Raw genomic sequence first — 24,911 nt, 5'->3', positions numbered from 1 at the left:
AAATACAATTTAGGCCTCTACTGCCTCCTGTTTCTTCTCAGCCTTGTACAGCAAAGTAGAGCAGTTGTTCGGGTCAAGCACTTGTTTAGCACAGCGCTGAATATCGGCAGGCGTTACGGCTTGTATCTTCTCTCCTTCAGTGTTTACAAAGTTCGCATCGCCCAATAGTTTACCATAGGCAAGGTTCATGGCGCGGTTCAAAAGCTCAATCTCAGAGAATACCAAACTGGTTTCGGCTTGGTTCTTAACTTTATTGAGTTCATGCTCATCCACAAGGCTATCCATCAGCTCCTGATTAATAGCTTCGATGGCAGCGTTTGCCTCCTCCAGGTTCACACCTTCGTTCAGTTTGCCCTGAATCATTAGTAAACCTTCTTCTATAGATCCTGAAACTGAGGCAGAGATGGAGTTGAATAACTTCTGATCCTTCACCAGCCTATCGTATAACCTACTTGATTTGCCACGGCCAAGTATGTCGCTGATCAGGTCTACGGCATAATAATCCTGGTGCGTGCGGTTAGGCATGTGATAGGCTTTGTAAATAGCGCTAAGCGGTACATCGGCAGAAACCTCCAATACACGCGGCTCCGTTTGCTTTGGCTCTGGTTTTATATTGCGCACATACTTTTCGCCGGAAGGTATTGGGCCAAACCACTTCTCGGTAAGCTCTTTGGCTTTATCAAAAGTAATGTTGCCAGCCACTACAAGTATGGCATTGCTCGGCGAGTAATGCTTTTTAAAGAAAGACCGTACAATTTCCATGGTGGCATCCTCTATGTGCGAAATCTCCTTACCAATGGTAGCCCATTTGTAAGGGTGCTCTTTATAGGCCAATGGGCGCAGCTTCAGCCACACATCACCATAAGGCTGGTTCAAGTAATTCTGCTTAAACTCTTCTACCACTACTTTGCGCTGTACTTCCAGGCCGTGCTCGCTAAACAGCAGTTCCATCATGCGGTCCGACTCCAGCCAGAAACCTGTTTCCACATTTTGGGCAGGCACCGATAAGTAGTAGTTGGTAATGTCGGGACTAGTAAAGGCGTTGTTCTCTCCGCCTACGCGCTGCAGGGGTTCGTCGTAGCTGTGTATGTTAATGGAGCCGCTAAACATCAGGTGCTCAAACAAATGGGCAAAACCTGTATGCGCCTCTTCTTCGTCACGGGATCCTACATCGTACAGCACGTTCAGTACAGCCATTGGTGAAGTATGGTCTTCGTGCACAATTACGCGCAACCCATTATCCAGCGTAAATTCTTTAAATTGTATCATATTTTATTTGAGACATAAGATTAATAGACAAAAGACCTTAAAGTATACTAAGGCATTATGATCGGTGTTATAGTAGTCCTTTGTCTTTTGTTAGAAAGTCCTTTGTCAAAGTATAAGACAAAAGTATAAATTAGCAACAACTTTTGTTGCTATGCCTAATATAGTAACTTGCCCAACTATAACGAAGTTTCCGTTTTTTAAGATGAACTACAATCGCAAAGAATACTCCGACGACGAACTGTTAGCATTATATAAAGCTATACTTAAGCCCCGCATGATAGAAGAGCGTATGCTTGTGCTGCTGCGCCAGGGTAAAATAAGCAAGTGGTTTTCGGGTATCGGGCAAGAGGCCATCTCAGTTGGGTCGGCGTTGGCGCTAGAGAAAGATGAGTATATTCTGCCACTGCACCGTAACCTGGGTGTTTTTACAAGCCGCGATATTCCATTAGATAGATTATTTGCGCAGTTCCAGGGCAAAACCACCGGCTATACAAAAGGCCGCGACCGCTCTTTCCACTTCGGCACGAACGAGCACCACATAGTAGGCATGATATCACACCTGGGACCGCAATTAGCTGTGGCAGACGGTATCGCGTTGGCAGACCTGCTGGAGAAAAAAGAGAAAGTAACGCTGGTATTTAGTGGCGATGGTGGAGCAAGCGAAGGCGATTTCCATGAGGCGCTGAATGTGGCTGCTGTGTGGAGCCTGCCAGTTATTTTCATGATCGAGAATAACGGTTATGGTTTGTCTACGCCAAGCAACGAGCAGTTTAAGTTTAACCAGTTTATAGACAAAGGTCCTGCCTATGGTATTGATGCCCTTCAGGTAGACGGAAATAATTTGCTGGAAGTATACGATACCGTGCGCCAGGCAGCAGCTAGCATTCGTAAGAACCCGCGCCCTATGCTGATCGAGGCTATGACCTTCAGAATGCGCGGTCACGAAGAAGCCAGCGGTACCAAGTATGTGCCACAGGAGCTGTTTGAGAAATGGGCTAAGAAAGACCCGGTAGAGAACTTTGAGAAGTATCTGCTGGAGGAACTGGTGCTGACGCAGAAGACTATGGAAAGTATAAAAGAAGAACTGAAAGCCGAGATTGAAGACGGTTTACAGACTGCTTTTTCTACACCGATGCCTGTGGCCAATCGCCAGGAAGAACTGGAGGATATGTACAAGCCGTTTGACCAGGAGGTGATAAAGCCTGCGTCGGATGTGAAAACAGAACGCCGTTTTGTGGATGCCATTTCGGATGCGCTGCACCAAAGTATGGAGCGTTACCCGGAGCTGGTGCTGATGGGGCAGGATATTGCAGAGTATGGCGGCGTATTTAAGATTACAGAGGGCTTTGTTGATAGATTCGGGAAAGACCGGGTGCGTAACACACCGCTTTGTGAGTCGGCTATACTTGGCATTGGTCTGGGTATGTCGGTGCGCGGGCAGAAAAGCATGGTAGAGATGCAGTTTGCCGACTTTGTGAGTGCAGGTTTCAGCCAGATTGTAAATAACCTGGCCAAGAGCCACTACCGCTGGGGCCAAAATGCCGATGTAGTGGTGCGAATGCCAACAGGTGCCGGCTCAGCAGCAGGTCCGTTCCACTCGCAAAGTAACGAGGCCTGGTTCTTTCATACGCCTGGTTTAAAGATAGTATACCCATCTTCTCCTTATGATGCTAAAGGCTTGCTCAATGCAGCACTTGAAGATCCAAACCCGGTGATGTATTTCGAGCACAAAATGCTGTATCGTTCTATCTCTCAGGAGATACCGGATGACTACTATACTGTAGAGATAGGAAAGGCCAGAACCGTGGCCGAAGGAACAGACCTGACCATCATTACGTATGGTATGGGTGTGCACTGGGCAAAACAGTTGCAGCAGGAGTTAACAGATGCAAGTCTGGAAATACTGGATTTGCGTTCGCTGTTGCCTTGGGATAAAGAGGCTGTTAGAGCAGCTGTAGCCAAAACCGGAAGAGTACTTATTCTGCACGAAGATACATTAACAGGTGGCATAGGCGGAGAAATTGCTGCCTGGATTAGTGAGCATTGCTTTGAACTGTTGGACGCACCTGTGGCGCGTGTAGCCAGTTTAGATACTGCTGTTCCGTTTGCACCACCACTGGAACAGGAGTTTTTGCCAAAACAGCGCTTGCGCGAAAAGGTAGAAGCCATGCTTTCTTATTAAGAACGAACAGTCAAACTATGTTAAAGCCCTCAAGTATAAAACTAACTTTTATTCTGTTGCCGTTGCTGAGTCTGTTTATACTACTCGGCAGCTGCCAGCATAAAGGTATTCTGCGTTGCCCCAAACCGCCTGGCAAAAGCAGCAAAATAAGTGTGAAAGGGAAGAACAGTCAAAGCCTGGAGGGGATATCGGTACCAATGGACAAAAATGGCCGTGTACAAAAAAAGCGGGGACTGTTTAACCGTTTATAACAAGCTAGCTCCAAAAGAGTATAAGCTACTAAACAGCAAATGTGAAGATGTGTGATGTGATTTCTGTTTTTCGGGTAGACCCTAAGTGGTTATGTAGTCTGTTAGTTATTTTGTTACTGGCAGCTACACCTGCTTTTGCGCAGATCAGCCATAAATCGTCTGATAACCATAAGCAGCAACGCAAAAAGTTCTTAAGACAGGCTGACACTGTTGAAGCGCAGTACAAAGACACTCATCTGAATGTTAATACCTATAAATTTAAAATAGGGGAATCTGGCCGTAAGCGTGCAAAGAAAGACGAACGGAAACGGTATCAGTTTAACGATGCCGGTGAGCCCGTAAAAAAGAAGCGCCTTTTTTCACGAAAGAAAAAGCAGCGTAGTAATTAACTGTTGAACACTGAGGAAGAGAATATTTTATGAACTGGCATCCGCTTACAAGTACAGAACAATTGGATGAAGTATTGCAGGAGTCTAAAGAAACTCCTGTTGTTATTTTTAAGCATAGCACCGCCTGCTCTATCAGCTCAACGGCCAAAAGCCGCCTGGAGCGCCAATGGCAGGGAGCCGGCCTGGACCACGTAAAACCTTATTACCTGGATCTGCTAAGCTACAGGCCTGTTTCCAATGAGGTGGCAGATGTGCTGCATGTAACACATCAGTCGCCACAGCTATTGCTGGTTCAGGACGGCATGTGCACGTACGACGCATCGCACCTGAGCATAAGCGTGGATGCGCTGAAGAAAAAAATAACGGCATAGCAACTTATACTTTGTGCCATGCCGTTTTAAGTATGTTAGTACTGGAAGCTGATCGTCTGTTTAATATCAGGGTGAAGGCTTAGGGCTACCGGGCAGGTGCGGGCAGCGTTCTCAAGTATAGCTTTATCTTTAGCGGTATAGCTGTTAGAAGGCATTTTAAAGTTAAGTATAATCTCCGCAATGCGGCGTGGTTCTGCAGCCATTACTTTTACGATGTCTATTTCCATGCCCTCTATGTTTATGCTGCAGCGGTTAGCCGTAATGCCCATAATGGTCATCATGCAGCTGCCCAGAGCGGCGCAAACCAGATCGGTTGGTGAAAAAGCCTCGCCTTTGCCGTTATTGTCTACAGGGGCGTCGGTTATAATGGTGTTTGTAGAGGCAACGTGTGTGGCAGTTGTGCGTAAGTCGCCTTTATATGAGCTCTTTATGGTTGTCATGGGGTGTTAACTATAGTTTTGAATACCGCGTAAATTTAGTTACTTTTATCTAACTATAAATTAATAATCGGGTGGTAAGATACCTTTCATTTATACTTGCATTTGCTTTGGGGTTGTCGTTAACGGCAACCGCGCAATCCGAAGAAGACGAAAGCTTTGAGAATGAGTTGAGCTACGGTGTTAACTTTAACTCCAATGGCGGGCTGATTGGAGGCGTCTTTGTTAGGTCTGTGTATCCTATGAACAATCGTATGTATCAGTTTGGCGGCCTGGAGATTGTAGAGATCAAACACCCGAAAGAGAACCGGCTTTACAGCGAAACAGGAGATCAGTTTATTGCCGGAAAGCAAAACTACCTTTTTGTGATACGCCCGCACTATGGCCGTGAGTTTGTCCTTTTCAGAAAAGCAGCAGAGTCAGGGGTGCAGGTAAATGCCATTGCTGCCGCTGGGCCATCGCTTGGCTTATTGGCGCCATATTACATCCGTTATAACTATGGCGGCCCAGGCGGCGAAGATATCCGCACAGAACAGTATGACCCGCAAAAGCACCGCAGCCTGGAAAATATTATGGGAAACGGCACCGTGTTTCAGGGTCTTAGCGAGTCTAATGTAAACTTTGGAGCACATATAAAAGGAGGCCTGAGCTTTGAGTATGGCCGCTACCGCGAAAGTATAGCCGGTATTGAAGTTGGCTTTATGCTGGAGCTTTTCCCGAAAGAAATGGTGATCATCCCACAAGCCGAAAATGAGCAGCTTTTTACCTCTGTATACCTCAATTTATACTACGGCCGCCGTAAATAAAACTTTACCTGCGAACATTTAAAGTATAAGCACTGTTACGAGAGAGTGCTTGTATACTCATGTGCCTGCACAAATCTTAGCCAATGGCTAAACTCTTAATGCATAACTTCCTATCTTTGCAACCATGGACGATTTGATTACACTTCCGGTTATACAGCCCAACGCCACACCCGAAGGGCTTAATGCTTTAGGTAAACCGCGCAAGCCAAACTGGCTTCGTGTAAAGCTGCCGGTTGGGAAGGAATATGCTAAAGTAAGAAGTATAGTAGACGAGTATAAGCTGCACACCATCTGCGAAAGCGGCAATTGCCCGAACATGGGTGAGTGCTGGGGCGCTGGTACAGCCACGTTTATGATATTAGGTAATGTGTGTACACGCAGCTGCTCATTTTGCGCAGTAGCTACCGGCCGCCCTAACGAGTACGACGAAGATGAGCCGCGCCGTGTGGCAGAGGCGATACAGCTAATGGGTGTGAAACATGCTGTTATTACATCCGTCAACCGCGACGAACTGAAAGACCGCGGTGCCGCTATCTGGCACGAAACAGTAAGACTGGTAAAAGAGCTATCCCCGATTACTACTATCGAAACCCTTATCCCGGATGTGAAAGCAAACTGGGATGCGTTGATTACGATGATCTCACCGGGGCAGGAAGTAGTATCGCATAACATGGAAACCGTAAGGGAGCTTTACCGCCAGGTGCGCCCTCAGGCAAAGTATGATCGAAGCCTGGAGCAGATTAAGCGCACCAAAGAGTATGGCAAGCGTACTAAAACTGGTATCATGCTGGGCTTAGGCGAAACACGCGAACAAGTGTACCAGGCTATGGACGATCTGGCTGCCAATGGTTGTGATATACTTACACTGGGCCAGTACCTGCAGCCAACCAAAATGCACCTGGAGGTAGCGGAGTTTATCCACCCTGATCTGTTTGACCATTATAGAGAAGAAGGATTAAGCAGAGGTTTAAAATATGTGGAGTCAGGGCCACTGGTTCGTTCTTCGTACCATGCCGAAAGACATGTGCATGTTTAATTGTGCTTTTAAAAGATAAGGGAGCTCCGCTAAATTAAATTGGCGGAGCTCTTTTTTTATAATTGTACTATTTATTCAAGGATTATGTGTGAGTTGGCAGGCACAAGTGTTAATTTGATGTTAAAACCTTAAAAATATACCTCTAATAGCATTGATTTAACGCATATCCCATCTTCTTTTATACATTAAATAATAAAAAATTGCACTGTTGTAAAATTGCAGTCATAAATGAAGTCTTTTTGTCAGATATAGTGTAAATATTACTAATTGAATATATTTTACACTATTTATATCTTTAAATATGATTTTTTGAATTTAGTATAACTTAATCATATGGTTTAAGTAAATGGAAATGTTCAATAACTATAGTTGAATCTATATATATTAGACATATACTATATTTTCTTTTACATAAATTATATGAATAGACTTTTACTGCTACTAACCCTTTTTCTGATTGCCAGCACCACCCTTAGCATAGCGCAATCAGAGCCAGGCCTAGGCAAATCTAGCACTTTTGCTGTGTTGGGTACTGGCTGTTTGAGCAACACGGGAACCACGGGCGTTACAGGAGACGTAGGTCTGGCGCCAGAAGGGGTTTTCACAGATGATGGCATATTGCTGGTAAAAGGCACCAAAAGTATAGGTTTGCCTTTAGCCAAAGAAGCTTTGCAAGACGCCAAAGCTGTTTATGATTATTGGATCAATGCATCTGCAACACCTTTTACGGATGCAGGCCTGAAAGCCAACGGAACCTTTCCGGGTGTTTACTACAGCAATGGCAATGTAAACCTAGATGGTATTATCGTATTTGATGGCAATGGTGACGTAAACTCAAAGTTTATCTTCGTTATTGAAGGAGACCTGACCACACCATCTCCTACTCTGCCAACCCCGGGCACAGGCCTTTTGCTGCAGAACGGCGCCCAGCCTAAAAACATTTTCTGGATCGTTAAAGGCAAGGTTAAACTTGGTAACTCCACGAGTTTCCAGGGCACTATCATTTCTGATGGAGACATTACCCTGGAACCAGGTGTGAACCTGATTGGTCGTGCCATGTCGCTTAAGGGCTGCGTTAACCTGAACACAAATAACATCTTTCTGCCAAACATTATTATTGCTGACCTGAGTGTAAGCAAAGTGGCCGCAGAAGGAGAGTACAAGATTGGAGACGAGGTTACCTATACGATAACAGTGAGCAATGCCGGACCTGGTACTGCATCGCGTGTGGTTGTAAGTGAGGTGATGCCGCCCGAGCTGGAGTTTGTGCGTGTAGAAAGCGCCAGCGCAGGAACTTATGACCCGGTAAGGCAGGAATGGGTAATAGAAGAACTTAAACTAAACGAGTCAGCTGAGCTTAAGATAACCTTTAAGATTCTGGCTGCAGGCGAAATCACAAATAAAGTAAGCGTAGGCAGCAACAACCCTGACCCTAACCCAGGCAACAACGATGGTGAAGATCCTATTATCGTACCTGTTATCTCTGCTGACCTTAGCGTAATTAAAACTGCAAGCGGCGCACCTTATGTAGTGGGAGGTACAGTAACCTATACTATAGTTGTAAGAAACAACGGGCCATATGCAGCAGAAAATGTACTGGTAAACGAGCAACTGCCAAACACGCTGGAGCTCCTGAGCTTTGATGTTACCAAAGGCACATTTGATCCGGCAACTGGTACTTATACAGTAGGCACGCTGGCAAACGGAGAAACTGCTACACTGACTCTTGTTGCAAAGATTATTGGTGCAGGCCAGATATTAAATACAGCAAGTGTTGGCACTACCACTCCGGATCCGAACCCGGGTAATAACACCGACCCTGAGCCAATTGAGGTTACATGTCCTGCGCCAACGCTGTCACTGGACGGTGGTGCGGCACAATGCGCCGAAACAGCCAACGTAACCTACACCGTAACAGCAGTGCAGGGAGCAACTTATGACTTCGAATTAACAGGTGGCTTAACAGAAGTATCCAGATCAGGCAATACCATAACAGTAAACATAGGGGAAACATCAGGCAAAGTAATTGCCCGTGTAACTGATCTGTGCGGAAAAACATACACTGTAGAGAAAGAGGTAAAAGTTACCACAACGCCTCCGGCACCGAGTATCGCAGGCAATGCAAATGTTTGCATGAACAGCGAAGGCTTGACTTATACCGCAGAAGGTTTAGGTGATAATGCGACATATGAGTGGAACTCGACAGGTGATGTGCTGATAACAGCCGGACAAGATGGCAAAACAGTTACTGTTACTATCGGAGCCAATGGCGGTACATTATCAGTAAAAGGCAGCAACGAATGTTTTACAAGCGAAGCCGCCACGATTACCATCACTACGAAAACACCTCCGGCTACACCAGCAAGTATTTCTGGCCCAGCTGCATCGTGCGGTAACACCGGTGACCTAACCTATACTATCAACCCGGTAGATGGCGCAACAGGATATACCTGGACAGTACCGGCAGGCTGGGTAATAGAAAGCGGCCAGGGAACAACTACTATAAAGGTAACAGCAGGCACTAATGCCGGCGATGTAACAGTAACAGCAGACGGTGAATGCGGTTCAAGCGAGGCAGCTGTGTATACTACAAGTATAAACAACGGGCCACAGGCACCCCTCACCATTAATGGCAGCCAAGGTTCATGCCTAGGGTCTATACTTACTTATAGTATAGCAGGTGTAGATGGAGCCACTGGATATAACTGGACAGTGCCTGAAGGCTGGATCATTAAGAGCGGCCAGGGCAGCACTACCATAGAAGTAGAAGTTGGCAGTGGTTCAGGACAGATTACAGTAGCAGGTACCAACGCATGTGGCGAAGGTGCAAGCGCAAAACTGGATGTCGCTCCGGCCCCGGTTCCGGCAGCACCTGGCGCTATAGAAGGACCTGACGCAACTTGTGCCAACACCGAGAACCTGACTTACAGCATTGCAGTCCTTACTGGCAGCAACACCTACAACTGGACAGTGCCGCAAGGATGGACGATCGTGAGTGGGCAGGGAACGCTTAGCATTACAGTAAATGCAGGAGCCACCGGCGGCGAGGTAAGTGTAACAGCTACTAACGACTGCGGTACCAGTGCAGCCAGTACACGAACTGTAAATGTAACAACACCTCCAACTGCACCGGTTGCCATTAAAGACATGAGCACACTGTGCGACGGACTGATGTACACCATAGACGCCGTACCAGGAGCCACAGATTATACCTGGACAGTGCCAGTCGGCTTCACGATCGTATCGGGACAGGGTACGACAACTATCTCGGTTAAACTGGATAACCCGAATGCCTTTGGCGATGTGACCGTGGTTGCAAACAACGGAACATGCGCAGGACCTGCAACCAGCTTGCCAATAGACAAGTCTCTTATTGAAGGTGATCTGGCATTCCCGAAAGCATTTAGCCCGAACGGCGACGGCAAAAACGACACCTGGGTAGTTGAGAATCTTCTGAAATATCCTAAAAACCAGGTAGTGATCTTTAACCGCTGGGGATCTGAAGTATACAAAAAGGACAATTACCAAAACGACTGGAACGGCAATAAACTAGAGCCGGGAACCTACTTCTACAGAGTAAGTGTGACCATGTGCGACGGAGCAGATAAAGTATTTACCGGCTACGTGACCATCTTCCGCTAAGTAATATTCTTATCAACCGATAAAGAAAAGACAATGAGATTATTTTATACCCTGCTGGCCCTACTGCTTGCCCTTGGAGCTAGTGCCCAGCAAAACCCACAGTACTCGCAGTATATCTTTAACAGCATGAACATAAATCCGGCTTACACGGGTAGTAAGGGCGTGCTTAACATTAATGCCTTTCACCGCTCGCAATGGACGGGTATGGAAGGAGCCCCGGCTACACAGTCGTTGGCCGTAGATGGCATTGCAGCCAACAACAGGCTGGGGGTAGGGCTTGGCATTACCCGCGACAAGATTGGGGCGCAGTCGCAGCTTTCGGCTTACGCAAACCTGGCTGTAAAACTGCAGATAACCGAAAATGGCATATTTAGCCTGGGCTTGGCCCCGGGTCTGGTGCAGCATACGTTGGATGGTAATGAGTTAGGCATTGATGATGACCCAACCATACCTGCCGGCAGAGAGACAAGTATAAAGCCCGATATAAAAGTGGGTGCATACTTTCACACAGAGCGGTTTTACGCCGGTTTATCAGCCTCAGACCTGCTACAGTTTAAAGATATGCAGTACATAGAGCCGGAGCGCCACTACTACTTTACAACAGGCTACGTGTTCGACCTGGGCAGTTTTGTAAAGGTTAAGCCAAGCATGCTGGTTAAAGAGGATTTTAAAGCCCCGGCCAACGTGGACCTGAATGCTTTTATCCTGCTTGGTGATAAGCTCTGGCTAGGTAGCTCTTACCGAACCAGTGTGAATATCTTCAATGATAAAGCTGATCTGGAGTATACCAACAAGCGCACAGCCGTAGCCCTGATCGCCGAGCTGCAGATACACAAATCGTTGCGCCTGGGCTATGCTTACGATAAGATGCTGAACGATATGAAAGGCTTTAACACGCACGAGATCTCAGTTGGCTATTACTTCTTTAAAAAGCAGGATACCAGAATTATCACGCCGCAATATTTTTAATCATAAGCCCTATATACGATGAACTATAAATCTACACCCTTATACTTTGTAATAGCGGCCATGATGGGTTTAGGCACTGCAGCCCAGGCACAAACAGAGCTGAAAAAGGCAAACAAACAGTACGAGAACTACGAGTTTGCCCTGGCCCTTGAAAATTATCAGGTAGCTGTTCAGAAAAAAGACCCGGATCTGGCCACCATGCAGCGCATAGCAGACGCTTACCGCCTGACGCGCCAGAACCAGAAAGCCGAAGAATGGTATGCTAAAGTGGTACGCCTGGAAGGCCACGATCCAATGAGTTCATACTTCTACGCTGAGGCGCTTCGCAGCAACGGCAAATACGAAGAGGCTAAAGCCCAGTACATGCTATGGGCTGATGAAATGCCCGAGAAAGAGGATAAAGCACAGGAGCTGATCGCCGCCTGCGACAGAGCCATACTTTGGTTAGGCAAACCTGCTGCTGCAGTTGTGGAGCCTGTTGCAAGTATAAATACGAATGGTTTCTCAGACTTTAGCCCGATGCAGTATGGTAACCAGATCATTTTTACCTCCGACAGAGGCTTAAGTGATAGCAAGAAGACGGATGTGTATGGCTGGACAGGACGCCCATACCTGCAACTGTTTACGGCACAGCAGAACGAGGCCGGTAACTGGGGAGCACCAAAGGCACTGGAAGAAGTGATCAACTCTGAGTACCACAATGCCACGGCCTCTGCTGCTGAAGATGGTAAAACGCTATACTTTACCAGAACGCACATGGTGCCTAAGAAAAACCATGTAAACGCAGACCCTACCAGTTGGGCAAAAGCGCCTGCTGCCAAAGAGTTTGTAAACCGCCTGGAAATATTTACTGCAGAAAAGCAGGGTGAAACCTGGTCTAACATACAGCCTTTTGCTTACAATAACGTGGAGTCGCATTCTGTAGGGCATCCGGCTATATCACCAGACGGTAAGGTTTTATACTTTGCCTCGGATATGGAAGGCACATTAGGCGATACAGATATATTTTATAGTATAAAACAAGCCGATGGCACGTGGGGCAAACCTGTAAACGCAGGCCCAACCATTAACACTGCAGCACGCGAAAGCTTCCCTTATGTAGATGCCGACGGTAAATTATACTTTGCCTCAGATGGGCACATAGGTTTTGGTGGTTTGGATGTTTTTGAAGCGGAGGGCACCCACGCCGCCTGGACGAAGGTTAGAAACGTTGGAGCACCTATCAACTCTGCAAAAAACGATTACGGCATCATGTTCACAAGAGTTGGCGAAGAAGGCTTGTTCTCATCTAACCGCGACTCGGAAAACGGCACTGAAGATATTTTCTCCTTTAAAATGCTGCAGCGCCCTGTTGTGATAGAGCTTATTACCCTGGAGCGCAAGCAGAATGACGAAAAACGCAATATTGAAGTACCGCTGCCGAAAGCAAAAATTGTTGTGGCCCAAAAGAACCTAAACGATTCGGTGGTGGTTATCACAGATGAGAGGGGACAGTACTTTATGGATGGCCGCAGAGGGGATATTTATTCGTTGCTGGGCACCAAAGACGGCTACCTTACACAGGAAAAACTGGCAGAAATACCTGCCAATGCCGGAGATACAGTACAAATAGCCATGCTGTTTGATAAAAATGAGCTTAATAGAGCTATTGTACTGGAAAATATCTACTACGACCTGGATAAATGGGATATCCGTACAGACGCCGCAACTGAGCTGGACAAGCTGGCAACGGTGCTGAAGAATAATCCAGAGGTTAAAATAGAAATGAGCTCGCACACTGATAGCCGCGAAAGTGTTAAGTATAACAACGTGCTGTCGGAGCGGAGAGCAAAAGCCGCCGTAGATTACCTTGTATCGCAGGGAATAGACAGAAGCAGGTTAACTGCCAAGGGCTACGGCAAATCGAGGTTGGTAAATGGCTGCGCCGATGGCGTAGAGTGTTCTGAAGAAGAACACCAGCTTAACCGCCGCACTGAATTCAGGATTATCAAATAATTGATATAAAGATTCTCATTAGCTTTCATAGTTTGGAAAGGCTCCGCAGTTTCTGCCGGAGCTTTTTTACTTTTAGCCTGCACCGTAAAAGTATAACCAGCAGCCATCCTGCCGGCTATACCTTTATACAGCTATTACTTTTTGCCTGTATAGGCCAGGCGATAAACTACCCCGTTGGCATCGTCTGAAATCAGTAAAGAACCGTCCTGATGATGCGCCAGGCCTACCACACGGCCAAACTGTTGCTGGTTACCATTTATGAGAAAGCCAGTAACAAGGTCTTCCACCTTAGTTGGTTTGCCGTTATCAAAACGCACCCGCACCACTTTATAGCCGGAAGGCTCTTTACGGTTCCAGGAGCCATGTAACGTTACAATGGCATCACCCTGATACTCTTTCGGAAACTGGGTGCCTTTGTAAAAGATCATATCCAGGGGTGCACTATGGGCAGTGTAGGTTAATGCCGGAAACTTGGTTTTTTTTGCGTACTCTTCCCAGCTCATACCCATCGGTGGTTCGTCGGCCAGGTTAGGTTTGCCATCTTCGTAAACATAAGGCCAGCCATAATCTCCGCCATCTTCTAGTTTATTCAGTTCTTCTCCATGCACCTCATCGCCCAGCCAGTCAATGCCGTGGTCAAATCCCCAGAATTCTTTTGTTTGCGGATGCCAGTCAAAGCCGATGGTGTTGCGAAGGCCTTTTGCGTAAATGCGACGCCCAGAGCCGTCCGGTTTCATTTGCAGCATCGTAGCGCTCTCTTTACTGGTTTCATCACAGGCATTGCAGGTACTGCCCACCGATACATATAGCATGCCATCCGGACCGAATTCTATCGTACGGTTTGCGTGCTGCCCGCCGTCTGGCAATTTGTCGGCTATCATTTTTAACTGGCCCAGTGTGCCGTCTTTGTTAATATCAGCCGTGTAAACCTCGTTAACCGTTACCAGGTAGGCTTTATTGTCGCGTAAGGCAATGCCATGCATCTGATCTTTAGTAGCTACTACTTTTTGTTGGTCTGCTTTGCCGTCCTTGTTTGTGTCGCGCAGCATAGTTACAGTACCTTTTTCACGATCTGTTACATACACGGTTCCGTCGGTGTGCACGGCTAGCATACGGGGCTTGTTCAGGTTTTCGGCAAATTTGGTAATGGTAAAGCCTGTGGGTACTTTAAGCTGGCGCACGCGCTCATCGGTGGCAGGTACTTTGGCGGGTTTAAAGATATTGCCCTCCATTGAGGCAGAAATGGGCTTATTTTTCTCTTGTGCCGATACCGTGATTGAAGTTAACAAGAGCCCTGCGGAAAGAAGTATAAGTATTGTTTTCATAGTTTAGTGTAAGTTTGTCTGTGAGTATGGTCGCGCTTGATACCAGTGTCTTATACTACTACCATCAACAATCCTGTTTTGTTTCTGAAACAATATGGCCGCCTTTTAGCTTTTTATTCGGATAAACCTTAAGCTGGCAGCTACGTTTTGAGAGCATTATCACCCTACTTATGAAACTGAAACTACTTATTTACACTTTCCTGCTGCTCCTGCCGCAACTTCTTATAGCTCAGAATACCTTACAAGGCTATGTAGTGGATGCAAATACAGCTTTACCGCTTGAGGGTGTAACAGTAACAGCCAATACAGGCGCACAAGCTATCACCAACACAGAGGGCTACTTCTTTTTAAATCCTACTGGAGAAACGCAATACATTAATTTTAACCTGATCGGGTATAAAGCGCAACGCGTAGCCCTACCAGCTAATGGTAGTGAAATAAGAGTGCTTTTACAGCCGGATGCTGCGCAGTTAAAAGAGGTGGTGATTACAGGGTATGAGACTAACCGTCCGCTGTTGCAGACTGCCGGTGCCATAAGTATAGTAGATAGAGCAAGTATAGAACGCTTTGATGAGAGCTCGCTGGTAAGAGCTGTAAATACAGTACCCGGCGTGCGAATGGAGGAACGGGCCCCAGCCAGTTACCGGTTATCTATCAGGGGAAGTTCACTTAGGTCGCCGTACGGCATCCGGAACGTGAAAGTATACTTTGATGGTATCCCGTTTACGGAAGCTAACGGCACTACAGCGCTTAATTTACTCGACGCCTCCAATATCGGGAGTATAGAAATATTGAAAGGGCCAACGGGCAGCATTTATGGTGCGGGCACAGGCGGAACTGTTTTGCTGGAGCCGCGCAGAGCCGCTGCCGGAGAAAAATCTGTACAACTTGGAGCCACAACCGGCTCTTATGGCTTCAGGAAGTATACTGCAACGGTTAGTGCAGGCTCCGATAACAGCAGTGTGTTGGTGCAGTATACAAAACAGCAGTACGATGGCTACCGCGAGCAGTCTGCCGTAGACCGCGATGTGCTGCTTATCTCCTCAGAGTTTACTCCTTCAGAAAAACGAACCATCAATGCCAATATTATCTACTCTGATCTATACTATGAATTGCCTGGGGGTTTAACGCAGGAGCAGTATGACGAGAACCCAAGGCAGGCGCGTGGCGGCATGTTTGGCAGCGTAAAGCAAAATGCTTCTATCAGTCTGGAGGGAATAAACGTAGGGCTGAAACAAGAGTATAGATTCAGTGATAACTTGCATAACACCACTGCTGTATATGGTCTGCACAAGTTTAAAGATAACCCGTTTAACACAGATTACGAACGCAACACGAATCAAGAGTATGGCGCGCGTAGCAGCTTTGCTTATAACACCAATCTAGGAAGTATAAGCTCGACCTTCACCTTAGGCGGCGAATTTCAGAGAGGATTCGAAGCGGCCCGTACCTATGATAATAACAGCGGCACTCCCGGAAACCTGCGCACCGACGATGAGGTGGTAGCTAAAACCGGCTTCCTTTTTGCCCAGGCTGAGTTTGAGCTTCCCGCAGAAATTATAGCCACTGCTGCCCTTAGCCTGAACGACACCAAGTATGAAATTACCCGTTTGCAGCAGGTGGGCAGCGGCAACTATAAATATAACCGTGATTTTGAAGCGGTGCTTTCTCCGAGAGTTGCTTTGCTCAAACGCCTTTCAGACAAGATCTCGGCGCATGCAAGTATAAGTTCCGGCTTCTCACCTCCAACCGAAGAAGAGATTCTAACATCCGACGGTACATTAAACGAAGATCTGGAGGCCGAAAAAGGCATAAACTATGAGGCTGGCATCCGTGGATTTGCTGGTAAGCTTAGTTTTGATGTGGTAGGGTTCTACTTCAGATTAAAAGAAACCATTATAAGCCGGCAGGACGTGTCGAGTGTAGCCGTTTTCCGGAATGTAGGATCTACGAGCCAAAAAGGATTGGAATTGAGTGCAGCTTATACGTTACTGGATCAGCCGGCTCAGCAGTTGAGCAACGTTAAAGTATGGGGCAGCTATACTTACAGCCACTTCAGGTTTAAAGACTATCAGAAAGACGAAGAAGACTTGTCAGGAAACAAATTGACTGGTGTAGCACCGCATGTAGCCGCTGCAGGCCTCGATTTTGCAACCAGATTTGGGCTTTACATTAACCTGACCTCAAACTATGTGGATGAATTGCCGCTGAACGATGAGAACACCGTTTTTGCTGACAGGTATTTTATACTTGGTGCACGTGCCGGCATAAAGCGCAATCTGGGCAGTAAGTTTGTGTTAGAGGTTTTTGGCGGAGTAGATAATATAACAGACAAAAAGTATAGCCTGGGCAATGACTTAAACGCTTTTGGAGGACGCTTTTTCCAGCCTGCACCTGACAGAAATTACTACGGAGGAGTTAACCTGAGCTATAAATTATAGCAATTGCCTGCGTTTATACTTTAGCGGGAAGTTCTGGGCACAGGCGGGAACTGAGACATTAGGTTGGCAACTGCCCTGTTTATTTTGTCCTCATCTATTATCACTGGGTCAATCTCAGCATCAAAAGCCCCACGCCATACTACATTATTAGTGTTACGATCAATTAAGTCAATAACAAGCGTACCAATCTTGTAATCTGCAATACTCCTGAAGTTCTGCAGGCCTGTTCCGCTGTATCTGTACCTATAACCGTACCAATAGCTATACCCATATCCAAAGCCGGGTTGTAGTATGTTTGTATTGTTAAGCTCCTGTGGGGTTTCAACGGCAATATCGTAGGCAACAAGTAAGCCAGGGTTATCGATGCTCGGCTTTATTCCATTTTTTACCAATTCGCTGGCAATCGCTTCTTTTACACGCTGATCAAGCAAGGTACTATATAATGCGCCTCCAGTGCCTTGCTTAGGTGCCGGAACCTCTGCCGGATGCCAGGCAAAAGTCTGGTATGTTGAGAAATTAATAGACGGGTCGTAAGCAGACTGTACGCTTACAGCTGGGGAACAGCTTGTGCAGAAAAGTATGAGAAGAAGTATAACAGTTGCCTTAACCCGAATAAAAGGTAGTTGTTTGTAAAATACCATAGTTCTAGCTGTAGTTTACGCTTTTGGGTAGCTATACGCTACAAGCATGTTTACGGCTGAACAACGGAAAGGCGGTTTTGTTTAGTATAGCTCGTAAAGGCAGTTCTATTGTTTGCCGCGGTACTTAGGATGCTGCATGGCAAGTTTTTTCGTTATCCAGTTCTCTAATGCAGTATCCATAGGCTCAGCTTCTAAAGTAGCCTCTCCTAGAATAGTAATTGGTTTGCTTTCGGTATTGTCGCCAAACACGTAGCCAGTAGTCGGTAAAGCGCTAAGGTGTTGCTTAGTGACAGCTGTAATCTCATTTGTGTTCTTGTTACCTGATTTCGCACTTTCTAATACCTGGTGGTATTGTGCTGTTGTAAGGATCGAATTAGAGAAATGAAGCGATAAGCTATTAAATGCTGCAACCTGTGCCGAGGCCTGTGTAGTGACAACTAGCAGAGCTACTAAAGTAAGTGTTGCAGTTAGCAATTTCTTCATAACCAATATTGATTTTGTTCAGGTTTGTGTTTTGACGGCACAAAGGTATAAAAGCATTACAGATTTACATAGTACGGTTTATATATTTTGTTTAAAGTATACTTTGCAAAGTGCTATGGGGTGTTAAGTAAATTGTACTTTTATGCTTAGTGTTTGCTGTGTTATGGGTTAAACCTGCTTTTGTTGGTGTTATTGTATAACATTTTGAAAATAAATTTTTTTCATAAAAATTTTTACTTAGGTATAAGTTTTAGGCTGTAAACCAGTGTCTGAAAGGTTTTATAGTTTAGTAGTTTCAATGTAATGCTTCGGTGTGCTCTTTTTCTTTACTGTACAAGGATTAAACTGAAGTAGCTATTGTAAGTGTAAAAAAGGATCTTCCAACATAGATGTAAAATCCTTGGGGTGGCTAAGTATGACAAGTGTGCTTAGTTTCCTGTAGGAGGATATTGCTTTAGGATATTACTGACAATGGTGTTGATACGTTCCTGGCTAATGTCTCCAGCCATATCAACTGGGGCTTCTCCAACGCCGCGCCAAACTAACTCATTTGAATCTACATCAACTAAATCAACTACAATTGTGCCTTGTTTGTACTGGTTTATTGTTTTATAGGTAGCCGGGAAGCGATTAAACCCATAGTTGTAGCGGTAGCCATACCAATGGCTATAGCCGTAGCCAAAGCCCCGAGGATATGCATAATTTGTGTTTACTTCTGTCTCGGTGTCAACTGCCACATCATAGGCAACCTTTAAGTCTGGGCTGCTGGCATCATATGTAAGGCCTTGGGTACTTAATGACTGGCGGATAGCTGTCTTAAGTCGCTGATCAAGCATTGTATCGTAATTTCCTGAAGTTGCTTTTGCTTCTGTTGGCTGCTCCTGGTAAAAACTGAAAGTTTGATACTGGCTAAAGTTTGCATCTTGTGCATAATCAGTGTTTACATCAACTGTAGGTGCGCATCCTAAAATCAGAAAGCACAGTCCCAGCAAAATCAACTGTGCTCGTTTTGTGGCTTTCTTCATAGTTTTTATAAGCTAAAGGTTAGTATTTTCATTTAAGCATTTATACGGAGATATCGTGGAGGTCTGTTTAAAAGGCCTTTTTTAGTTGGGCACATGCACTTATTATTTAGTGGATGTGCATTTATAAAGTGCACATAAAGCAAAAAAGCCTGACCACTTGGCCAGGCTTTTCAAAGTATAAATTAAGATGATTTAGCCGATAGCTACCATCTCATTTCCATTTTCGTTGTAAGCTTCAATCGGAGCGCAAGAGCAAACCAGGTTGCGGTCGCCGTAAGCGCTGTCAATGCGGCTAACGGTTGGCCATACTTTGTTGTCGCGCAGGTAAGCCATAGGGAACACTGCCTTCTCACGAGAGTAAGGTCTTTCCCAGTTCTCTACCATCACCACTTTCATAGTATGTGGTGCATTCTTTAGCACGTTGTTCTTCTGGTCAGCCTTGCCGGCTTCAATCTCACGTATTTCCTCACGGATCGAGATCATCACTTCGCAGAATCTGTCCAGTTCTTCCTGTGCTTCCGACTCTGTTGGCTCTACCATCAAAGTACCCGCTACCGGGAATGATACAGTTGGCGCATGGAAACCATAGTCCATCAAACGCTTCGCAATATCTTCTACCTCTACGCCATACTTTTTGAACTCACGGCAATCCAGGATCATCTCGTGTGCGCAACGGCCATTTGTACCTACATAAAGTACAGGGTAATGCTGCTCCAGGCGAGCTTTAATATAGTTCGCGTTCAGGATAGCCACCTTCGTAGCTTCTGTTAAACCTTCGCCACCCATCATAGCAATGTAAGCATAAGAGATAGGCAGGATAGAAGCAGAACCCCAAGGCGCAGCTGAGATAGCATTGATAGCATCCTTACGACCCAGATCAACTACAGCGTGACCAGGCAGGAACGGTGCAAGGTCTTTTACTACACCAATTGGGCCCATACCAGGACCACCACCACCGTGAGGTATACAGAAGGTCTTATGCAGGTTCAGGTGGCAAACGTCAGCACCGATGTGCGCCGGCGATGTTAAACCTACCTGTGCGTTCATGTTGGCACCGTCCATGTAAACACGGCCACCGTTGTCATGTATGATCTGGCAGATCTCGATGATGCTTTCCTCATATACACCGTGCGTAGATGGGTATGTCACCATTAAGCAAGACAGCTCATTCTTATACTGCTCAGCTTTTACACGCAGGTCAGCCACGTCAATGTTACCTTTCTCGTCGCACTTCACAATCACCACTTTCATACCGGCCATTACCGCAGAAGCAGGATTAGTGCCGTGTGCAGAAGACGGGATTAGGGAAATGTTACGGTGATGATCGCCACGCGACTCGTGGTAAGCACGGATAACCATCAGGCCGGCGTACTCACCCTGTGCACCTGAGTTTGGCTGAAGCGATACTGCATCGAAACGGGTGATCTCGCATAGCCAAGCCTCCAGGTCTTTAAATATCTGTGCATAGCCTTTTGTCTGATCAGCAGGAGCAAACGGGTGAAGCTGTCCGATCTCCGGCCATGTAACCGGAATCATCTCGGCCGTAGCGTTCAGCTTCATGGTGCAAGAGCCCAAAGAGATCATCGAGTGAACCAAAGAAATATCCTTGTTCTCCAGGTGCTTCATATAACGCAGGATCTCGTGTTCAGAGTGGTGCTTGTTAAACACCTCGTGTGTTAAATAGTCACTCTTACGGATCAGGCTATCAGCCCAGGTTATATCAGTGTCTTCAGGTAATGCATCTATACCTAATACATCTGCAGACTTACCGGCTACCTTGGCGAATACAGCAAGTATAGCTTTTACATCTGCAAGGTTTGTATTCTGGTGAAGCGAGATACCGATATTGTTCTCTCCGAAATAACGGAAGTTAATACCTGCTGCTTCAGCCTCCGCACGAATAGCTTTCTGCATGTCAGCACTCTCAGCTGCAATCTTAAGTGTATCGAAATACTGCTCGTTCTGCTGCTCAAAGCCTAGTGCCTTTAAGCCTTTCTCTAGTTGCTGTGCCAGCGCGTGAGTATTTAAACCGATATACTTCAGGCGACGAGGGCCATGGTAAACGGCATACATACCTGCAATTACAGCAAGTAATACCTGTGCAGTACAGATGTTGGAAGTAGCCTTCTCACGACGGATGTGCTGCTCACGTGTCTGCAGGGCCATGCGGTAAGCCTTGTCACCAGCTGCATCCACAGAAATACCAATAATACGACCCGGGATAACACGCTTAAACGAATCTTTTGTAGCAAAGTATGCCGCATGGGGGCCACCAAAGCCCATTGGTACACCAAAGCGCTGCGTAGTGCCAACTACAGCATCAGCACCCATTTCACCCGGAGGTGTTAAGAGCGTAAGCGAAAGTATATCTGCAGCTACGGCTACAAACATTTCCTGTTCGTGCGCCTTAGAGATAAAGTCAGTATAATCAAAAATGGCACCATCGGCAGCTGGGTATTGCACCAGCGCACCAAATAATGTCTCGTCAGAGAAATCTACTTCACGGTGATCGCCGATTACCAACTCAATGCCGATCGGAATAGCACGTGAAGAAAGTATATCTATAGTTTGTGGCAATACCAGCTCCGATACAAAGAAACGATTAGCAGTTTTGCGGGCTCCTTTGCGGTTTGCGTAGAACATACCCATTGCCTCAGCAGCGGCAGTACCTTCGTCCAGCAACGATGCGTTGGCAATCTCCATACCTGTCAGGTCCATCACCATAGTCTGGTAATTGATCAGAGCTTCTAAACGACCTTGTGCGATCTCAGCCTGGTAAGGAGTATAAGCAGTATACCAACCCGGGTTCTCCATAATATTACGAAGTATAACCGGAGGCAAAATAGTGTCGTTGTAGCCAAGCCCTATGTACGACTTGTTTATTTTGTTCTGCTTCGCGATCTGCGAGAACTGGTTCAGGAACTCAGTTTCTGTCATAGCTGCTGGCAGGTTCAATGGGTTCTTCAAGCGGATAGCGGCCGGTACGGTCTCATCAATCAGCTGGTCCAGCGAGTCTACCCCGATGGTTTTAAGCATATCCTGCATCTGCTCTTTGTCAGGGCCGTTATGGCGCTCCTTAAACACGTCTGCAGGTTTGGTTTTAAATATCATATCGATGATCTATTGACTGGGAAAAATGGGTTTAGCACTTTTATCAGGCCAGCAAAACGTTGTTGGCCTCTTATTTTCTGCAAAGTAATAGTAAATGTTTGTTATATTGAAGCATCAAGGCCAAATAGTTAGGTCCTGCTCAACTACACCTTATTATATTATATAGTGTATTAGGGTCAGGCAGATTTACGAACCAGTTAAGCCTTACTAATGCCGCTTTTTCTTTTACTTTAGCTTAACAATAATAACAGCTTAACAATTCAAGAGTTTAATATTCATGAGCAAGCTTAAAATTGGAATCATAAAAGAAGGTAAAATACCTGTAGATAAACGTGTGCCGCTTACGCCAAAAAAGTGTGTAGAAGCGCTACAGGAGTTTCCGGATTTGGAGATAGTCGTGCAGCCAAGCGATATTCGCTGCTTCAAAGATGCAGAGTATGAAGAGTTGCGCATCCCGATGCAGGAAGATTTAAGCGACTGTGATATACTAATGGGTGTTAAAGAAGTGCCCATTGACCAGCTGATCCCAAATAAGACATACTTCTTTTTCTCCCACACTATAAAAAAGCAGCCCCATAATGCAAAGCTGCTTCGTGCTATACTTGATAAAAAGATCACCTTAATAGATTATGAGACCCTTACTACTCCTGAAGGCCAGCGGGTGGTTGCCTTCGGACACTACGCAGGTATTGTAGGAGCTTATAATGGAATGTTGACTTATGGTAAAAAGCATAGGCTGTTTGACCTGAAGCCGGCTTACCTTTGCCACGAGATAGAGGATATGCAGGAAGAATACTTTAAAGTAAAGCTGCCTCCGATAAAGATTACTGTTACAGGCGGGGGCCGGGTAGCAGGCGGTGCTATGGAAGTGCTGGATAAAATGGGAATCCGGAAGGTAAGTGTGTTCGACTATTTATATAAACAGTTTACGGAGCCGGTATATGCTCAACTCCACTCCGGGGACTATAATACAAGGCCAGATGTGGAAGTATGGGACTCACCGGATTTTTACGCTCACCCGGAGCTATATAAGAGTACCTTTCGGAAGTTTACGAAAGTAACCGATTTGCTACTGGCATGTGCTTATTGGGACCCGCGTGCGCCAAAGCTATTTACAGAAGATGATACCCGTCAACCAGATTTCAGGATCAATACCATTGCAGATATTACCTGCGACGTGGACGGATCTATACCAACTACAAAACGCGCTACCTCCATACCAGACCCTGCATACGATTATAATCCAAAGACAGGAGAGTTGGAGCCGCCCTATAGCCGAAAAGAAAATATAACTATAATGGCTGTAGACAACCTACCGTGCGAGTTGCCACGAAATGCATCCCGTGAGTTTGGGCGTCACCTTATAGATAATGTGTTCCCACACCTGTTTAATAATGATAAAGAAGGAGTGCTGGAGCGCGGTACCATCGGCAGGGCTGGTAAGCTTACAGAGTTATACAGTTACTTGCAGGACTATGCGAATAGCGTAGCGGAGGGTAAAGAGAAGGAAAGGGCTGTATAGTATAGTATAGTATAGTATAGTATAGTATAGTATAGGTTGAAAAAGAGTGATTGAAAAAGTAGGGATGAAATGAACTAGAATGAAGAATCAAAAGTTTACAATCTGCGCCTATAAAAAGGATAAAGCTCCAGCAGGGACCTGAGTAAAAGGTTGCTGAAAAATATTCTGCTTCAGAATCAGTGCCTTACGTAGGTTGCGCAACTATTTTGGGCCGTGGCCCTTGCAAAGTCGAAACTCTTTTCTACTTTTGCATCCCGGTTCGGCAGGAACAGGGGAGTTAGAGGAGGGAAAGGGAGTTTAAAAAGGCCCTTGTAGCTGCTGAGAAGGCAGATCGCTTCTAAAAAAACCTTGAAATTTTTTCACCCCGGGTGTTGCGGATTCGAAAAGAGTTCTTACCTTTGCAACCCGGTTCTGAGAGTCGCTCGGATGGGGGAAAGGGAAACAGAGTGACTTCTGAAAACTTTAAAAAAACTTTCCTGAAAAAGCTTGCAATGAAATAAGAAATGTTTCTTACCTTTGCAGCCCGCTTCAAAAGAGAAGCCCTTCTGGAAGGGGCAGCCTGAAGAGGAAGGAAAGAAAAGAGAGGAAATTCCCTGAAAATAATTGTTGCGGATTCGGAAAAGTTTTCCGACCTTTGCACCCCGCAAAAGAGCAAGCGGCTCTTTAAAGGGAAAGAGAAAAGAGGGTATCACACGCGGTTGGCGTGTCAGGCGAAGACGACAGGTCTTCGGCAAGTTCTTTGAGAGATTGTTGAGACAAAAAGAGAATAAAAGACAAGAATAGGTAATCCGCGCGGGGCGCGGCCTTCGGGCCACCCGCGCCGGCCCCCTCTGGGGGCCGAAGAGACGGCCGGGATCTGACAGACACATTGGTGGGTTCGCCCACCGCAGTAATTTTTACAATGGAGAGTTTGATCCTGGCTCAGGATGAACGCTAGCGGCAGGCCTAATACATGCAAGTCGAACGAGCCACAGGACTTCGGTTCTGTGGTTAGTGGCGCACGGGTGCGTAACGCG

At 46.1% G+C, this 24,911-nt stretch carries 18 protein-coding genes and 1 rRNA gene; 12 read left to right on the top strand and 7 right to left on the bottom strand.

Going from position 1 to position 24,911, the window contains the following annotated elements:
• Window positions 1–9 precede the first annotated feature (9 nt).
• Window positions 10–1,269, bottom strand: a complete 1,260-nt coding sequence (locus tag K0O23_RS07725; RefSeq protein ID WP_219876840.1) for a M16 family metallopeptidase — start codon at window positions 1,267–1,269, stop codon at window positions 10–12.
• 202 nt (window positions 1,270–1,471) lie between these two features.
• Here K0O23_RS07725 and K0O23_RS07720 point away from each other — a divergent pair, with 202 nt between their 5' ends.
• From K0O23_RS07720 to ytxJ, 4 genes are read left to right on the top strand one after another with little or no spacing between them, the layout of a single operon-like run.
• Window positions 1,472–3,451, top strand: coding sequence for an alpha-ketoacid dehydrogenase subunit alpha/beta (locus K0O23_RS07720; protein ID WP_219876839.1), 1,980 nt, complete (start codon window positions 1,472–1,474; stop codon window positions 3,449–3,451).
• Window positions 3,452–3,468: 17 nt separating this feature from the next.
• Window positions 3,469–3,702, top strand: coding sequence for a hypothetical protein (locus tag K0O23_RS07715; protein WP_246596989.1), 234 nt, complete (start codon window positions 3,469–3,471; stop codon window positions 3,700–3,702).
• A 47-nt stretch (window positions 3,703–3,749) separates the two neighbouring features.
• A complete protein-coding gene (locus tag K0O23_RS07710) occupies window positions 3,750–4,091 on the top strand; it encodes a hypothetical protein (RefSeq protein ID WP_219876838.1) in 342 nt (113 codons plus the stop codon).
• A 29-nt stretch (window positions 4,092–4,120) separates the two neighbouring features.
• Window positions 4,121–4,462, top strand: coding sequence for a bacillithiol system redox-active protein YtxJ (ytxJ, locus tag K0O23_RS07705; RefSeq protein WP_219876837.1), 342 nt, complete (start codon window positions 4,121–4,123; stop codon window positions 4,460–4,462).
• A gap of 35 nt (window positions 4,463–4,497) precedes the next feature.
• Here ytxJ and K0O23_RS07700 read toward each other — a convergent pair whose 3' ends face one another.
• Entirely contained in the window at window positions 4,498–4,902 is a 405-nt protein-coding gene (locus tag K0O23_RS07700; protein WP_219876836.1) for an OsmC family protein, read from the bottom strand.
• Between the two features lie 71 nt (window positions 4,903–4,973).
• Here K0O23_RS07700 and K0O23_RS07695 point away from each other — a divergent pair, with 71 nt between their 5' ends.
• From K0O23_RS07695 to K0O23_RS07675, 5 genes are all read left to right on the top strand, one after another.
• Window positions 4,974–5,705 carry a hypothetical protein gene (locus K0O23_RS07695; RefSeq protein WP_317195659.1) on the top strand — a complete coding sequence of 244 codons (732 nt, stop codon included), beginning with the start codon at window positions 4,974–4,976 and terminating at the stop codon, window positions 5,703–5,705.
• Window positions 5,706–5,838: 133 nt separating this feature from the next.
• Window positions 5,839–6,741, top strand: coding sequence for a lipoyl synthase (lipA, locus tag K0O23_RS07690; RefSeq protein WP_394371690.1), 903 nt, complete (start codon window positions 5,839–5,841; stop codon window positions 6,739–6,741).
• Window positions 6,742–7,161: 420 nt separating this feature from the next.
• Entirely contained in the window at window positions 7,162–10,383 is a 3,222-nt protein-coding gene (locus tag K0O23_RS07685) for an ice-binding family protein (RefSeq protein WP_219876835.1), read from the top strand.
• Between the two features lie 33 nt (window positions 10,384–10,416).
• On the top strand, window positions 10,417–11,352 hold the full coding sequence (locus K0O23_RS07680) for a PorP/SprF family type IX secretion system membrane protein (protein ID WP_219876834.1): 936 nt from the start codon (window positions 10,417–10,419) through the stop codon (window positions 11,350–11,352).
• Window positions 11,353–11,370: 18 nt separating this feature from the next.
• Window positions 11,371–13,347: an OmpA family protein gene (locus tag K0O23_RS07675; RefSeq protein WP_219876833.1), complete on the top strand. Its 1,977-nt coding sequence runs from the start codon at window positions 11,371–11,373 to the stop codon at window positions 13,345–13,347.
• Between the two features lie 134 nt (window positions 13,348–13,481).
• On the opposite strand, the gene K0O23_RS07670 is transcribed toward K0O23_RS07675, so the two are convergent.
• On the bottom strand, window positions 13,482–14,672 hold the full coding sequence (locus K0O23_RS07670; protein WP_219876832.1) for a PQQ-dependent sugar dehydrogenase: 1,191 nt from the start codon (window positions 14,670–14,672) through the stop codon (window positions 13,482–13,484).
• A gap of 170 nt (window positions 14,673–14,842) precedes the next feature.
• Here K0O23_RS07670 and K0O23_RS07665 point away from each other — a divergent pair, with 170 nt between their 5' ends.
• Window positions 14,843–17,113 (top strand): TonB-dependent receptor domain-containing protein, encoded by a 2,271-nt coding sequence (locus K0O23_RS07665; protein WP_219876831.1) that lies wholly within the window; start codon window positions 14,843–14,845, stop codon window positions 17,111–17,113.
• A 20-nt stretch (window positions 17,114–17,133) separates the two neighbouring features.
• On the opposite strand, the gene K0O23_RS07660 is transcribed toward K0O23_RS07665, so the two are convergent.
• From K0O23_RS07660 to gcvP, 4 genes are all read right to left on the bottom strand, one after another.
• The gene (locus K0O23_RS07660) at window positions 17,134–17,754 is read right to left on the bottom strand and encodes a DUF4136 domain-containing protein (protein ID WP_219876830.1); all 621 of its coding nucleotides are present in this window, start codon (window positions 17,752–17,754) and stop codon (window positions 17,134–17,136) included.
• A gap of 105 nt (window positions 17,755–17,859) precedes the next feature.
• A complete protein-coding gene (locus K0O23_RS07655) occupies window positions 17,860–18,237 on the bottom strand; it encodes a hypothetical protein (RefSeq protein ID WP_219876829.1) in 378 nt (125 codons plus the stop codon).
• Window positions 18,238–18,665: 428 nt separating this feature from the next.
• A complete protein-coding gene (locus K0O23_RS07650) occupies window positions 18,666–19,262 on the bottom strand; it encodes a DUF4136 domain-containing protein (RefSeq protein WP_219876828.1) in 597 nt (198 codons plus the stop codon).
• A gap of 192 nt (window positions 19,263–19,454) precedes the next feature.
• Window positions 19,455–22,373: an aminomethyl-transferring glycine dehydrogenase gene (gene gcvP, locus K0O23_RS07645; protein WP_219876827.1), complete on the bottom strand. Its 2,919-nt coding sequence runs from the start codon at window positions 22,371–22,373 to the stop codon at window positions 19,455–19,457.
• Window positions 22,374–22,650: 277 nt separating this feature from the next.
• Between gcvP and K0O23_RS07640 the strand changes: the two genes are divergently transcribed.
• Window positions 22,651–23,895 carry an NAD(P)-dependent oxidoreductase gene (locus K0O23_RS07640; RefSeq protein ID WP_219876826.1) on the top strand — a complete coding sequence of 415 codons (1,245 nt, stop codon included), beginning with the start codon at window positions 22,651–22,653 and terminating at the stop codon, window positions 23,893–23,895.
• Window positions 23,896–24,793: 898 nt separating this feature from the next.
• A 16S ribosomal RNA gene (locus tag K0O23_RS07635) occupies window positions 24,794–24,911 on the top strand; the annotation flags it as partial.

The organism is Pontibacter aydingkolensis, from assembly GCF_019443125.1.
Classification (GTDB): Bacteria; Bacteroidota; Bacteroidia; order Cytophagales; family Hymenobacteraceae; genus Pontibacter; species Pontibacter aydingkolensis.
This window is presented reverse-complemented; position numbering and strand designations above follow the sequence as displayed.